This window comes from Variovorax sp. YR266, from assembly GCF_900107295.1.
In the GTDB taxonomy this organism is placed as follows: Bacteria; Pseudomonadota; Gammaproteobacteria; order Burkholderiales; family Burkholderiaceae_C; genus Variovorax.
Genome location: NZ_FNPM01000001.1, coordinates 910151 through 924099, shown reverse-complemented (window position 1 = coordinate 924099; position 13949 = coordinate 910151). Strand labels below are relative to the sequence as shown.

Annotated in this window: 11 protein-coding genes and 2 pseudogenes; 9 read left to right on the top strand and 4 right to left on the bottom strand. The window is 62.0% G+C overall.

Translation table 11 applies throughout. The features are described from left to right. The first annotated feature begins 7 nt into the window (after nt 1–7). From BLW48_RS04235 to BLW48_RS04210, 6 genes are read left to right on the top strand one after another with little or no spacing between them, the layout of a single operon-like run. Entirely contained in the window at nt 8–1210 is a 1203-nt protein-coding gene (locus BLW48_RS04235) for an ABC transporter substrate-binding protein (RefSeq protein ID WP_093172858.1), read from the top strand. Further along, a complete protein-coding gene (locus tag BLW48_RS04230) occupies nt 1207–2073 on the top strand; it encodes an ABC transporter ATP-binding protein (protein ID WP_256330696.1) in 867 nt (288 codons plus the stop codon). The genes BLW48_RS04235 and BLW48_RS04230 overlap by 4 nt, the downstream gene beginning before the upstream one ends. After that, on the top strand, nt 2070–2783 hold the full coding sequence (locus BLW48_RS04225; RefSeq protein WP_093172854.1) for an ABC transporter ATP-binding protein: 714 nt from the start codon (nt 2070–2072) through the stop codon (nt 2781–2783). The genes BLW48_RS04230 and BLW48_RS04225 overlap by 4 nt, the downstream gene beginning before the upstream one ends. A gap of 22 nt (nt 2784–2805) precedes the next feature. Next, a complete protein-coding gene (locus BLW48_RS04220) occupies nt 2806–3678 on the top strand; it encodes a branched-chain amino acid ABC transporter permease (RefSeq protein ID WP_093172852.1) in 873 nt (290 codons plus the stop codon). 1 nt (nt 3679) lies between these two features. Beyond that, complete coding sequence (locus tag BLW48_RS04215; RefSeq protein WP_093172850.1) at nt 3680–4687, top strand: branched-chain amino acid ABC transporter permease; 1008 nt, start codon at nt 3680–3682, stop codon at nt 4685–4687. Between the two features lie 18 nt (nt 4688–4705). Continuing rightward, nucleotides 4706–6142, top strand: coding sequence for an aldehyde dehydrogenase family protein (locus BLW48_RS04210; RefSeq protein ID WP_093172848.1), 1437 nt, complete (start codon nt 4706–4708; stop codon nt 6140–6142). Between the two features lie 85 nt (nt 6143–6227). Here the strand turns inward: BLW48_RS04210 and BLW48_RS04205 are convergent, their stop codons facing one another. From BLW48_RS04205 to BLW48_RS04195, 3 genes are all read right to left on the bottom strand, one after another. Beyond that, entirely contained in the window at nt 6228–7436 is a 1209-nt protein-coding gene (locus BLW48_RS04205) for an FAD-dependent monooxygenase (RefSeq protein ID WP_093172846.1), read from the bottom strand. A gap of 173 nt (nt 7437–7609) precedes the next feature. Beyond that, nucleotides 7610–8416, bottom strand: a complete 807-nt coding sequence (locus tag BLW48_RS04200) for an IclR family transcriptional regulator (RefSeq protein ID WP_093172844.1) — start codon at nt 8414–8416, stop codon at nt 7610–7612. A gap of 408 nt (nt 8417–8824) precedes the next feature. Continuing rightward, nucleotides 8825–9268 (bottom strand): amidohydrolase family protein, encoded by a 444-nt coding sequence (locus tag BLW48_RS04195; RefSeq protein ID WP_177142260.1) that lies wholly within the window; start codon nt 9266–9268, stop codon nt 8825–8827. 771 nt (nt 9269–10039) lie between these two features. On the opposite strand from BLW48_RS04195, the gene BLW48_RS04190 reads away from it, so the two are divergent. Then, entirely contained in the window at nt 10040–11497 is a 1458-nt protein-coding gene (locus BLW48_RS04190) for an NCS1 family nucleobase:cation symporter-1 (protein WP_093172840.1), read from the top strand. Next, nucleotides 11494–12189, top strand: coding sequence for a GntR family transcriptional regulator (locus BLW48_RS04185; RefSeq protein ID WP_093172838.1), 696 nt, complete (start codon nt 11494–11496; stop codon nt 12187–12189). The genes BLW48_RS04190 and BLW48_RS04185 overlap by 4 nt, the downstream gene beginning before the upstream one ends. 45 nt (nt 12190–12234) lie before the next feature. On the opposite strand, the pseudogene BLW48_RS35770 reads toward BLW48_RS04185, so the two are convergent. Then, nucleotides 12235–12369: pseudogene (locus BLW48_RS35770) on the bottom strand (IS30 family transposase); the annotation flags it as partial. Between the two features lie 61 nt (nt 12370–12430). On the opposite strand from BLW48_RS35770, the pseudogene BLW48_RS04180 reads away from it, so the two are divergent. Then, nucleotides 12431–13857 (top strand): annotated as a pseudogene (locus BLW48_RS04180) (IS701 family transposase). The last annotated feature ends 92 nt before the right edge of the window (nt 13858–13949 follow it).

The following is a 13949-nucleotide window of genomic DNA, read 5'->3' as shown; positions in this document are numbered from 1 at the left end:
AACAATCATGAGAGACAAGATCACAGGATGGATTGCCGCCGTTTTACTGCTGACCGCAGGGGGGAGCGTGCACGCCCAGAAGGCATATGGTCCTGGCGTCTCGGACACCGAGATCAAGATCGGGCAGACCAATCCCTACAGTGGACCGGTGTCGGCTGCTTCCGTGAACGGGAAGATGATGAACGCCTACTTCAACATGGTCAACGCCAAGGGCGGGATCAACGGCCGCAAGATCAAGTTCATCTCCCTGGATGACGAGTTCAGCCCCCCGCGCACGCTGGAGCACCATCGCAAGCTCGTCGAGGATGAGGGCGTCTTCGCCATCATCGGCACGCTCGGCACGCCGACTCTCGCGGCGGTTCAGAAATACCTGAACCAGAAAAAGGTGCCGAGCCTGCTGTTGATTTCGGGCGCCAAGCGGTTCATCGATCCGAAGGAGAGTCCGTACACGATGGGCTATTACCCGAGCTACGAGATCGAGGCGGTCAGCTATGCCAGATACCTAGCGAAGAACAAGCCCGATGCCAAGGTCGCGATCCTGTACCAGAACGACGATCTCGGGAAGGATTTCCTGCGGGCTTTCAAGGCCGAACTCGGCAGCAACGCCAGCAGGATGGTCGTGCGCGAGGCGTCGTACGAGACTTCCGCGCCGAGCATCGACTCGCAGATCATTGCGCTCAAGGGCTCGGGAGCCGATACGCTGCTAGACGTCACCACCCAGAAGTTCGGCGCCCAAGCGATCAGGAAGGTGCATGACCTCGGCTGGAAGCCGCTGCACTTCATCAGCTTCATCGCCAGTTCGAAGGGGGCAGTCCTCACGCCGGCGGGGCTGGACATTTCCACAGGGCTCGTCACTGGCTCGGTCGTCAAGGACCCCGCAAACATCGGCAAGGGCACCGACAGGGACGTGGCGGAGTACTTGTCGTTCATGGCCAAGTGGTACCCAGAGGGTGATCCCTCGGACACCAACACCGTCTGGGCCTACACCGCTGCGCAATTGGCCACCTTGATCCTTGAGCGTTGCAAGGACAACCTGACGCGGGAGAACCTGTTGAAACAGGCAACGTCGCTGAAGAACGTGAAGCTTGCGATGCTCCTAGATGGCACCGAGGTCAACATCACTCCCGATGACTACCTCGCGATCAAGAAATTGCGGCTCCAGCGTTTCGACGGCAAGGCCTGGGTGCCAATGGAAGACGTATCCAAATGAACCGTGCGATGTTGCAAGCGGTACCCCACTTCAGTCAGAAGCTCTCCGCTCGAGAAGCCGGCGCATTGAGCACCAAGGGCGTTGCCGCCGCTGACGCGCGGTTGTTGTCGGTCAACCAGGTCACGCTAAGGTTCGGCGGCATCACGGCGCTCAATGGCGTGTCTTTCGACATGGACCGACAGACGGTGCTCGGATTGATCGGCCCCAACGGCGCCGGAAAGACCTCGTTGTTCAACTGTCTGTCACGCCTCTATGAGTACAGCGAAGGGCAGATCGTGTTTGACGGGCACCGGTTGGATGCATACCCGAGGTACCGGATGGCCGATCTCGGAATTGGGCGAACCTTCCAGAACCTCGCCTTGTTCAACAGCATGTCCGTGGTCGACAACATCAAGGTCGGCCGGCACTGCCGCACACGCAAGGGCTTTCTGGCGAACGCGTTCCGCTTGCCAGGCGTCGCCGCCGAGGAAGCCGAGACCGGTCGCCGGGCCCATGAGCTCATCGAGTTCCTCGAACTCGGGGCGGTGGCCGACAGGCTCGTGGGCGACCTCCCGTTCGGCACACGAAAGCGAGTCGAGCTGGGGCGAGCCCTGGCGAGCGACCCGACGCTGCTGCTGCTCGACGAACCCGCCGCCGGCCTCAACCATGAGGAGGTGGAAGACCTACGAGGTCTCATTCTCCAGATTCGCTCGAGATTGAAGATGGGCATTCTCCTTGTCGAACACCACATGAGTCTTGTGATGGGCGTTTCGGACAAGGTCGTGGCGTTGAATTTCGGACAGAAGATCGCGGAGGGAACGCCCTCGCAGGTGCAGCAGGACGCGAATGTCATTCAGGCCTATCTCGGGGGAGCGAAGAAATGACCGCCCTGCTGGAAGTCAATAACCTCTGCGCGTCCTATCGCGGGAATCGGGTGTTGCATGGGCTGGATCTGCGCATCGAGACCGCATCCATCGTGACGTTGCTGGGGGCGAATGGCGCGGGCAAGACAACGACGCTGCGGGCGCTGTGCCACATGGTCGATAGCGCAGGCGAGGTACGTTTCAACGGCGAGAACATCAGTCGCTTGCCGACAGAGAAGATCGTTCGGTTGGGCATTGCCCATGTCCCTGACGGCCGCGGCACCTTCACTGGCCTGTCCGCGGAAGAGAACCTCCAGCTCGGCAGCTACGTTCGCAAGGACAAGGCCGAGGTGGCCCTCGATCGGGAGCGCGTATACGCCTACTTTCCTCGACTCAAGGAGCGCCGAAAACAGCAGGCAGGCACATTGTCCGGGGGCGAACAGCAGATGCTTGCGATCGGGCGCGCCCTGATGCTCAGGCCCAAGCTCCTGCTCCTGGACGAGCCCTCCTTTGGCCTGGCTCCGCTTGTGGTCCAAGAGATCTTCGAGATCATGCGCCTCATACGAGAGAAGGAAGGAATGAGCATCCTGCTTGTTGAGCAAAACGCTGCGATTGCGCTGGAACTGGCCGACTACGCCTACCTGATCGAAACGGGGCGGCTTGTACTGTCCGGGGAATCGGGTGAGGTCAAGCGCAATGACGCTGTGCGTCGCTCCTATCTCGGAGAGTAGCTCTCCATATCCGGAATCCCAGATGGAAACCCTTGTCAATCAGATCATCTCCGGCCTGTCCAGTGGCGGCATCTACGCCACGCTGGCACTGGCACTCGTCATGATCTTCAAGTCCACCGGCCGCATCAATTTCGCGCAGGGAGAGATGGCCATGTTCTCGACCTATCTGGCTTGGGTGCTCATCAATGCCGGCATTCCCTATTGGATTGCGTTCGGCGCCACCGTCCTGCTGGCATTCGGCATGGGCGTTGCGATCGAGCGCCTGGTGATCCGGCCGTTGCAGCACGCGCCGGCACTGTCGATGGTCGTGGTCTCGGTGGGCCTGCTCGTGATCCTCAACAGCGTCGCGGGCTGGATGTTCACCTACACCATCAAGACGTTCCCAAGCCCGTTTCCCGTGGAGCCCCCCTTTGGCCTGACATTCATTTCGTGGCACGAGTTGGGAAGCCTTGGCGTCACCCTCCTTGTCGTCACACTGCTGTATGTCTTCTTCCGCTACACCTCGTTGGGCCTTGCCATGCGTGCGGCCGCCCAGAATCCGGAATCAAGCCGCCTGGTTGGGATTCGCGTCGGTTGGATGCTTGCGTTGGGCTGGGGACTGGCAGCCGCAATCGGCTCCACTGCAGGGATGCTGGTGGCACCCAAGGTGTTCCTCGACCCCTACATGATGTCGGGTGTCCTGATCTATGCCTTTGCAGCGGCGCTGCTGGGGGGCATCGACAGTCCGCTTGGCGCCATCGTCGGCGGCTTCATCGTCGGATTGCTTGAGAACCTGGTGGGTGCCTATCTCATCGGGGACGAACTGAAACTGACGCTGGCGCTCGTGCTGATCGTGGGTGTGCTGCTGCTCAAGCCTGCGGGACTCTTCGGGCAAGTCATCGTGAAGAGGGTCTGATATGAAATCCCCGAATACCGACGGGTTGGAAAATGGCCGGATGATCGGCATCGCGGTGCTGCTGCTGTGCGCGTGCAGCCTGCCGATCTTCCTCACGGATTACCGCCTGTTCCAGGTGACCATGGTGCTCGTCTATGCGATCGCCATACTGGGCCTCAATCTTCTGACTGGCTTCACCGGTCAGATTTCGCTGGGCCATGGTGCCTTCTTCGCGATCGGCGCGTATACCGCCGCGATATTGATGGACCACTACCAAGTCCCTTACTGGCTCACTATTCCTACCGCGGCCTTGGTCTGTCTTGTGGCCGGGTTTCTGTTCGGCCTTCCGATCCTGAGGCTGGAGGGACATTACCTGGCGCTGGCCACCTTTGCCTTGGGCGTCGCCCTGCCGCAGCTTCTCAAACACAAGAGCCTGGAGGCGTGGACGGGCGGCGTCCAGGGGATCGTCCTGTCCAAGCCCGATCCGCCCATCGAATCGATGCTCGGCATGGCGCTGAGTCCCGACCGCTGGCTCTATTTGTTGACGCTGGGCATTGCCGCGTTCCTGTTCGCCGTTGCATGGAATCTCTTGCGAGGCAGGGTCGGAAGAGCGCTGGTCGCGATACGCGATCAGCCCACTGCGGCTGGATCCATGGGCGTGGACATCGCGATGTTCAAGAGTCTGGCATTTGCCGTCAGCGCGCTCTATACAGGCGTTGCGGGCGCGCTGAGCGCGACCATCGTGGCTTTCGTCGCACCGGACAGCTTCACCATCTTCCTTTCCCTCTCGTTGATGATTGGCGTGGTGATCGGTGGCCTGGCTTCGATTCCGGGCGCAATCGTCGGCGCCTTGTTCCTACAATTCGTCCCGAGTCTTGCGGGAGGGATTTCCAAGGCTGCGCCCTGGGCCATCTACGGCGTCCTGCTCATCGCCTGCATGTTTGTCATGCCCGGCGGCGGCGCCGCGGCAGTGCGAACCGGTATCCGCCGGTTGAGAAGCTGGGGCCGATCCCTTCGTACTGTGCGATAACCAAAGGCGTCATCAGACATGCAACAACACGACAATCTCATCGGCGGCAAGTGGGTCAAGGGCCAAGCCTACAGCCCGAACCTGAATCCGTCGAATCTCGACGACACCATTGCCGAGTACACGCAGGGCGATGCCGCCCATGTCGATGCCGCCGTGGCAGCCGCCACCGCCGCCTTCCCGGCCTGGGCCACCGGCAGTATCCAGGCGCGCTCCGACGCCCTGGACAAGATCGGCACCGAGATCCTCGCGCGCAAGGAAGAGCTCGGCACCCTGCTCGCCCGCGAAGAGGGCAAGACCCGCGCCGAAGGCATCGGCGAAGCCACCCGTGCCGGCCAGATCTTCAAGTTCTTCGCCGGCGAATGCCTGCGCCTGTCGGGCGAGCTGCTGCCCTCGGTGCGTCCGAACATCGGCGTGGAAATCACGCGCGAGCCGGTCGGCGTGGTCGGCCTCATCACGCCCTGGAACTTCCCCATTGCCATTCCGGCCTGGAAGATCGCGCCCGCGCTCGCCTTCGGCAACTGCGTGGTGCTCAAGCCCGCGGACCTCGTGCCGGGCTGCGCCTGGGCGCTGTCCGAAATCATCAGCCGCTCGGGCATCCCGGCGGGCGTGTTCAACCTCGTGATGGGCCGCGGCAGCGTGATCGGCGAAGCGCTGGTCAACCACCCCGGCATCCATGCGATCAGCTTCACGGGCTCGGTCGGCGTGGGCCGCAACATCGCGGTGCAGTGCGTCACCAGGCACAAGAAGGTGCAGCTCGAAATGGGCGGCAAGAACCCGCAGGTGATCCTGGACGACGCCGACCTGGCGCAGGCCGTGGAGCTCAGCGTGCAAAGCGCGTTCTATTCCACCGGCCAGCGCTGCACGGCGTCGAGCCGGCTCATCGTGACCGAAGGCATCTACCCGAAGTTCATCGAGGCGATGAAGGCGCGCATGGCGAAGATCAAGGTGGGCGATGCGCTGGCCCAGGGTACCGATGTCGGCCCCGTCTCGTCGAAGTCGCAGCTCGACCAGGACATGGAATACATCGCCATCGGCAAGGGCGAGGGTGCCACGCTGGCCGCGGGCGGCGAGCTCTTGAAGCTGGAGACCGACGGCTACTACATGTCGCCGGCCCTCTTCAGTGAGTCGGCAGCGGCCATGCGCATCAACAAGGAGGAGATCTTCGGGCCGGTGGCCAGTGTGATCCGGGTGAAGAACTACGAGGAGGCGCTGGCCACGGCCAACGACACGGAGTTCGGGCTCTCGGCGGGCATTGCGACCACGAGCCTGAAGTACGCCACGCACTTCAAGCGCCACAGCCAGGCCGGCATGGTGATGGTCAACCTGCCGACGGCGGGTGTGGACTACCACGTGCCGTTCGGCGGCCGCAAGGGCAGCAGCTACGGTCCGCGCGAGCAGGGCAAGTATGCGCAGGAGTTCTTCACCACGGTGAAGACGGCGTACACGCTGGCCTGATCGACAGGGGCTGGCCGAAGCCCGCGGGCGGCTCGAGAGACTTGAGCAGGCGACTCCTCGCGCCTGTTTTTTTCTGTACTCCGAATCACACAGGGACTTCGTCGACCTTGTACTCGAACAGCCATTCGTAGCGTTGCCGTACTTTGTCAGCCGCCCATTGCTCTTCGATGTACTGTGTCGCGCCTGCTGCGTTGGCCAACCTGGGGTTGTGGAAACGCGCGGCGTTCTCATTGGATCCGCGTACCACGCGGGCGGTGCGCGCCGCGCGCGCGGCCTCATAGGCTGCGAGCGCAGCGCCCACGTCGTCGCGATGGGCGGCCAGTGCACGCGCCAGAACATACCCGTCTTCCATGGCCATGCCGGCTCCCTGTCCCAGGAAAGGCAGCGTCGGATGTGCCGAATCGCCCAGCAAGGTCACGCGCCCTTCGGACCATCGCATGATGGGCTCGCGCACCATGAGCGCCCACTTGAAGTGGGTGTCGACCGAGCGGATCAGCGTGTGCACATCCTCATGCCAGGCCTCGAAGTCCCGGAGGCACTCGGCCATCGAACCTTGCTGCGTCCAAGACTCCACCTGCCAGTCCTTGCCTTCGACAATGCCGACGAAATTGGTGAGTTCGCCACGGCGCAGCGGGTAGTGGACAACGTGCCGTCCCGGGCCAACCCAGTTAACGCCCACGGCCGCGCGCAGATGCTTCGGTAGGCGATCCGTCGGAATGACGCCGCGCCAAGCATGGCATCCCGAGAATTGCGGCTTGTCAGGCCCGGCAATCGTCAGGCGAACCCTCGAGTGGACACCATCGGCGCCCACCACCACGTCGCCCTCGATTCGCTCGCCGCTGGCAAGCACCACAACAGGACGGGGTCCCGAGGTGTCGATGGACTCGCACCGGCTGTTTAGCCGGATGACTGACGGCCCGATCTTTCGCACGCCTTGCTCAAGCGCGTTGTGGAGGTCCGCGCGATGAAACATGCAAAAAGGATGGCCGTACTGCTCTCGCGAGGCCTCACCCAGGTCGAAGATCTTCCACGTTTGCCCGGTGCTCCAGAGCCGGATCTCCTTGCCTGCGGCTTCCGCACCTACCGCCGAGATCGCATCGTCCAGGCCAAGCAGGCTGAGCACGCGCGTGGCGTTCGCACTGAGTTGCACACCTGCTCCCACCTCACCCAATGCTGGAGCCTGCTCCAGAACGGTGACTTGAAAGCCCTGGAGGATCAATGCCAAGGCCGCGGTGAGCCCGCCCAGGCCGCCTCCGACCACGACAATATGTTGAATGCGTTGGGAATTGTTCATTGGAAACTCTTGTCTCAAAATCGGTTGAGGAGCGGTCGAAAGGCGTCGCTTCAGCATGTCGCAGACATGTCGTTTTCGCTGCCCGACACGGCATTGTGAGTAGGCGCGCGCAACCGCGCAGCGCGATTTCCGTTAAATGAACATGTGTTCGCGAGCAGCGCTCAGCGAGTGCCCTAGGCTTTCTTGTAGCCGCCCAGAAGCGATTGGATTTCGCGCGTTGCCTCTATCAGCAACTGGTGCACACGGTCTATCCGTGCAGCACCCATGCGGGCATTGACAGCGGCTACGCTGAGCGCCGCGACGGGACGGCCTTGGCTATCCTTCGCACAGACGCCGATCGCCGTCGTGCCGGCCGTAATGCGATTGCGGATGAGGGCGTACCCATCGTCTCGCGCCTGTTGAACGGAGCGAGCGAGCGAGTGCCCTGGAAGGAGCCACTGTTTCTCAATCTTCGGCTTCAGATCCGCAAGCAGGCTTTCGCGCTCTTCGTCCGGCAGCGCCGCAAGAATCGCCAGTCCACCCGCACCGAGCCCCAATGGTCGCCGGCTTCCGATATCCAGGGTCACCACCCGGATAGGTGACAGGCCTTCCACTCGGTCGAGACACACTGCATCGATACCGCCGCGCACGATAAGGTAGGCCGTATCCTCCGTCTCGCGCGCGAGGCTCTCAAGGAGGTGACGGCACCTGCTCCTCAGGTCGAAGTGCTGCTCGGCAGCAAGGCCGAGTTCGAAGGCCAGGGGTCCCAGTAAGTAACGCCGTGACTCGGCGTGCTGCTCCACCAGTCGTTCCTCCGCCATCTGAGCGAGCAGGCGATGCACAGTGGAATGCGGCAATCCTGTCTGCTGCGCCAATTCGGTGAGAGGCACGCCCCTGCGACTGCCCATGGCCAGTGTTCGCAACATCGCGATCGCCCGCTGTAACGGCCCCAAGGAAGCATCGGCTTCTGCCTGAGGCGCTTTAGAAGTGTTTGACTTCATGGCTCACATTCACTTGATGTAGCACAGCCGTGGCAGCCCGCCCCCGTGCCGATGTTATCCATTTGGCACTGCTTACTGCCGCGGTCCGGACAAGCCGAGCTCTCACGAACAGAAGCACCTGCGGCGATGGCTCACAAGTATCCCACTGCGAGCATGCCATTTGCGGCCGCGAAGCCCGACCTTTCATGCAACGCCGGCCGACCCCTCCTGGCCATCTGCACGGTGGTGGGCGCATCCGCTGCCAGCAGCGGCAACGACGGCTTGCGGGAGAGGGCGAGTGCGCTTGACGTAGGTAAACACGCGCCACCTCATTGAGATCGAGGCGGCGGCGTATCAAGTGCAGCAGCAACCTGGCGCATATGGGAACGAGGCCAGGTCAATATCACCCTCACGCGGCGAATCTGTCCATCAACAGTCCGCAGTTCCCATCGGGAACGGCCAGTCCGACTCGTAGAGCACATGATTCGCACCGAAGATCGTTTTCGCCAACTCCAGTGCATCTGGTTGGGGAGCGATGCTATCGATATTGAAGCGTCGGGCGGCTTGTAGGGGCAGCTCCACATCGAGACTGACGCCGGGACGGCGAGTCTCGAAGTCTCGCTGCATCCGCCCCACCAGTGAAGTGAAGATGCCACCTGCGTGCGCGAGGCAAAAGCGGATGGACGGATACCGGGCCGGTACGCCAGCCATCACCAGATGCGATGCCGCGACGCCGGTTTCGACTGGGTTGCCGACGAGGTTTTCAAGATAGAAGCTTGCCAGGCGCGGGTCGAAACAAGCGCCTGGATGTAGAAAGACGAAACTTCCCTTGGCATCAGTTATTGATCCCCGCCTCGATTTTTCGTACAGCAAGAAGTTGGCAACCTCAGTCGTATGGGGAAACGAGATATGGGGTGGCAAGAAGTCGAAACGACATTGCACAGAGGAGTTCAAGACCGAGGCGGTAGGACTTGCAGAATCGGTGGGAGGCCATCAAGCGCCTCGCCGCTTGCGCGTTCCCTTGTCGAGTTCGGGTAACAGGTCGCGGCGACGCAAAGCCGCCGCAAATGCACGCATCTGGCGCGCTACACAACGCGCGCGTCGCGCGCCCTGGGGCCGCCGTGCTGCGTTTGTGCATGGGTCGATCGGATGAGCCGAATGCTGGATGACAGGAGCCGCACGAGTCGAGAGGCGCACGTCCGGCTCTGCGAGGGGCTTGGGGCAACTCTCCCGGTCCACTCACTCGTGCATTCGCATCGAGCGGCTTTTTCTACTTGGTGGCTGGTGCACCTTGCGTTCTGATCCTCTGGTACGGGACTTGCGTGGCGACATCAAGCAAGGCTGAGGATCGGCCTTGTATCCGCGCTCGGTGAGCTGCTTGACCGCCTCGGCCTTGGATTCCTCAGGGCATCTGTGCCAATTCGTGGCACCTTCTATCGAGCCTCGGAATTGAAGCTCGGAGGTAGCTATAGAAAACCCAAGGCGATTCATCAGTGCACACCGCCGTCAGGGTTAACCCGTTCAAGATCGCGACAAAAATTGCATACAGTCCTTGCATACCATCTTGCGTTTCAGGTCACGGACATCCCCGGCAAGGGGCGCCGGGCGGTGTTCTCAGTTCCACGAAGTTAAAGGAGACGACAGATGGAAATCCACAACCCTTCCCCTGGCCTGTACAACGAAGATCTCGCGCCCGTCAAGGAGCGAAACTGGGGTGCCTTCAGCATCTTCAACGTCTGGACCTCGGATGTGCACAGCCTCTGGGGCTACTACCTTGCCGCCAGCCTGTTTCTGCTGTGCGGCAGCTTCACCAACTTCGTGCTCGCGATCGGGCTCGGCTCGTTGGTGATTTTCGCGCTGATGAACCTGATCGGCTTCGCTGGCGAGAAGACCGGCGTACCGTACCCGGTGCTCGCGCGTGCCTCCTTCGGCGTTTGGGGCGCTAACCTGGCGGCGATGGTGCGGGCGGTAGTGGCCTGCTTCTGGTACGGCGCACAAACTGCGGCGGCTTCGGGTGCAGCAGTGGCGCTGCTGATCCGCAGCGACGCGATGCTCGACTTTCACAAGAGCACGCACTTCCTCGGGCACTCGGGGCTGGAGGTGATCTGTTACGTGGTGATCTGGGCATTACAGTTGCTCATCATCCAGAAGGGCATGGAGACGGTGCGCAAGTTCCAGGACTGGGCGGGACCCGCGGTCTGGGTTGCGATGCTGCTGCTCGCGATCGGCTTGTGCATCAAGGCAGGCGGTTTTTCGTTCGATCACGGCATCCCGATGAACGTGCTACTCGAAAAGACCAAGGATGCCGGCGTCAGCGGCGAGCCTGGTTCGTTCTGGGCGCTGACGGCTGTGGCCGCGACCTGGATCACCTACTTCGCGGCGCTCTACCTCAACTTCTGCGACTTCTCGCGCTACGCGAAGAACCGCGATGCGGTGAAGAAGGGCAACCTGTGGGGCTTGCCGGTCAACCTGATCGCGTTCTCGCTGGTCGCCGGCATCACCACCATCGCAGCCTTCAAGGTGTATGGCGAGGTGCTGCTGCACCCCGAGCAGGTCTCGGCCAAGTTCGACAGCTGGGTGCTGGCCCTCATCGCCGCGCTGACCTTCGCGGTGGCCACGCTGGGCATCAACGTAGTGGCCAACTTCGTCTCGGCGGCGTTCGACATCTCTAACGTGTTCCCCAAGCAGATCAGCTTCAAGAAGGGCGGCTACGTCGCTGCGGCGATTGCGCTGGCGCTCTATCCGTTCGCGCCGTGGGAAGGCAACGCTGCGCACTTTGTCAACGCCATCGGTGCCACGATGGGTCCCCTGCTCGGGATCATTCTGGTCGACTATTACCTAGTGGCCAAAGGCAACATCAACGTGGCCGCGTTGTACCAGGAGCACGGGGAATACCGCTATGAAGGTGGCTGGAACGTCAATGCGCTGGTCGCCGCAGCAGTTGGCAGCGTGTTCTCGACATTCCTGCCCAACTTCACCAGCCTGCTGCCCGTCTGGTGGAATACCTATGGTTGGTTTTTCGGCGTGCTGATTGGCGGCGGTACGTACCTGATCATGGCGACGCTGCGGCCGCGTACCGCGATCGCACCGATTCGCGCTTGACCTCCAATCTCTCGATTGCCGAGCGCATTGTCCGCTCGATCCTGGACCGCAAGCTGCGGCCTGGCGAGCGCCTTGGAGAGAAGGAGCTGGCAGATGTGTTCGGTGTCAGCCGTACGCTGGTGCGCGAGGCGCTCATGCAACTGCAGGCACGCGGCTTTGTCGAGGTGCGCTCGCGCATGGGATGGTACGTGGTCGAACCTTCGTTCGAGGAGGCCTGCGAAACCTATGCGGCGCGCCGCGTGATCGAGCCGGGTTTGCTGCGTGACGCAGGGCGCCCGCTGCAGTCAGCGATCAAGTTGCTGCGCCAGCATGTGGCCGAGGAGTGCGAGGCTATCGCCAAGTCCAATGCCGGCACGCGTAGCGTGCTGCTCGCCGAGTTCCACGTGTGCCTGGCCGAATGCCTGGGCAACCGCTTTCTCACCGCGATGATGCTGGACCTGTCGGCGCGCACCACGCTGGTGTCGGCGCTCTACCAGTCGCAGACCGAGGCGCAGTACTCCAATGATGACCATGCCGCGATCGTCGATGCGATGGAGGACGGTGACATGAAGAAGGCGGAGCAATTGATGCGCGACCACATCGATACGCTGGCTGCGCGACTCGATGAAACGCTGGCCCACACTGGCCGTATGCGCGACCGGCTGCAGGCGGCATTGGGTCCACCGGCCGGCGGCGCTCTTGCACACGGCTGAACCGGTCAGCGACGGAGGCTGTGCTGCCGGAAATAAGTGGCGGATTCAACCGGTCGATGCAACACATTCGCTGAACATCTCAACGGGCGTGTGGAAGTCGAGCGTTTTGTGCGGCCTCTCATTCAATTGTCTCGCTATCGCGTTGAGTTGAAGCTGTGAGCAGCCCGAGATGTCGATTCCCTAATCTTGCTGTGTCATAAATGAAATAACGTGATCCTCCCGTCTTCACAACGGAGGATTGATGAATGCAGCCGAGCGCTTCAATAGCTACCTGGAGCACCTGAGCGCAGGCTTGGGTCACACGGATCGGCACGCAGGCCTTCGTGGTTACTGCACGGGCTTGATGCTCCCCTTATCGCGCAAGAGCGTTGAGCCCGTGGCTGCGCGGGTGGATCCGACGCATGCCAGCGCGCGACCAGTCACTGCACCATTTCGTGGCCAAGGCTGAGTGGTCCGACACCCAGATGCTGCGTCGCGTGTGCCAATGGGTGATGCCCAGGATGGACTTCAGCCGGGGCGGCTGGTGAATCATCGATGACACCGGGTTCCCGAAGAAGGGCCGCCATTCGGCCGGTCACGCGCCAGTACTGCGGGATGCTCGGCAAGCGGGATGCTCGGCAAGCAGGAAAGCGGCCAGGTGGCCGTGAGCATCTCGCTGGCAAGCAAACAGGGCAACTTGCCCGTGGCCTGGCAACTGTACCTGCCCTAGGATTGGGCGGCAGATGCTGAACGTCGCACCAAGGCTAGCGTTCCCGATGAAGTGCGCTTCGCCACGAAGACGCAGATCGCGCTGCAGCAATTGCGTACGCTGCTGGATGAAGGCGCGTCGCGCCATTGCGTGCTGGCCGATGTTGGCTACGGCGTGGACAACGCTTTTCGTCAGGCGCTCAGCAACATGGGCTTGCTCTATGCGGTAGATGTCACATCTACCGTCGTGGTCTGGCCGCCTGCCGTGCAGCCGCTGCCACCCAAGCCTTACAGCGGCATGGGCCGACCGCCAGTGATGCCCAGGCGCACGGCGTCGCTGCAGCCCATGAGCGTCAAGGCATTGGCGCATTCGCTGCCAAGCCGAGCGTTCCAGAACATTAGCTGGCGCGAGGGAACCAACGACGCACTGAAGGACCGCTTTGCGGCTGTGCGGGTGCGCCACGCTGGCGGCAATACGGGCAAGGCACGTCTGCGTCCCGAGCATTGGCTGCTCATCGAGTGGCCAGCAGGCGACGCTGAGCCGAGCAAGTACTTCTCGTCCACCCTGCCAGAGGACACGCCGATCAACGATTTGGTCGACGTTGCCCACCAGCGTTGGCGCATCGAGCGCGACTACCAGGATCTGAAGCAGGACTTCGGGCTCGGCCACTATGAGGGCCGAGGGTGGCGGGGGTTCCACCACCATGCCGCCTTGAGCATCGCGGCCTACGGGTTCCTCATGGCTGAACGCCTCGTCTCCGACAAGTCTGTCGGCGGTAAAAAAACTTCATCGAACGCCAAGTGCCTCCACTTCCCGAGGACTACATCCCCCGCGGCAGTCCTGCGCGCGCAGCGCCACGTGCCGACGTCGATCAAGACACTTCGCCATCGACTGAGCCACCAACTGATCGCTCGTCTCAGGCAGTGTCCGTGCTGCGGAAGGGCAGGAGTAAATCTACTCTGGTGACACAGCAAGACTAAGGGCCATGGTGTGTCGGCACTTGAAGTGCTGTACTGGGCGTACGGCAGCGACAAGTGATGCACGACGATGCGCAGCTTGTCGGCACAGTCTT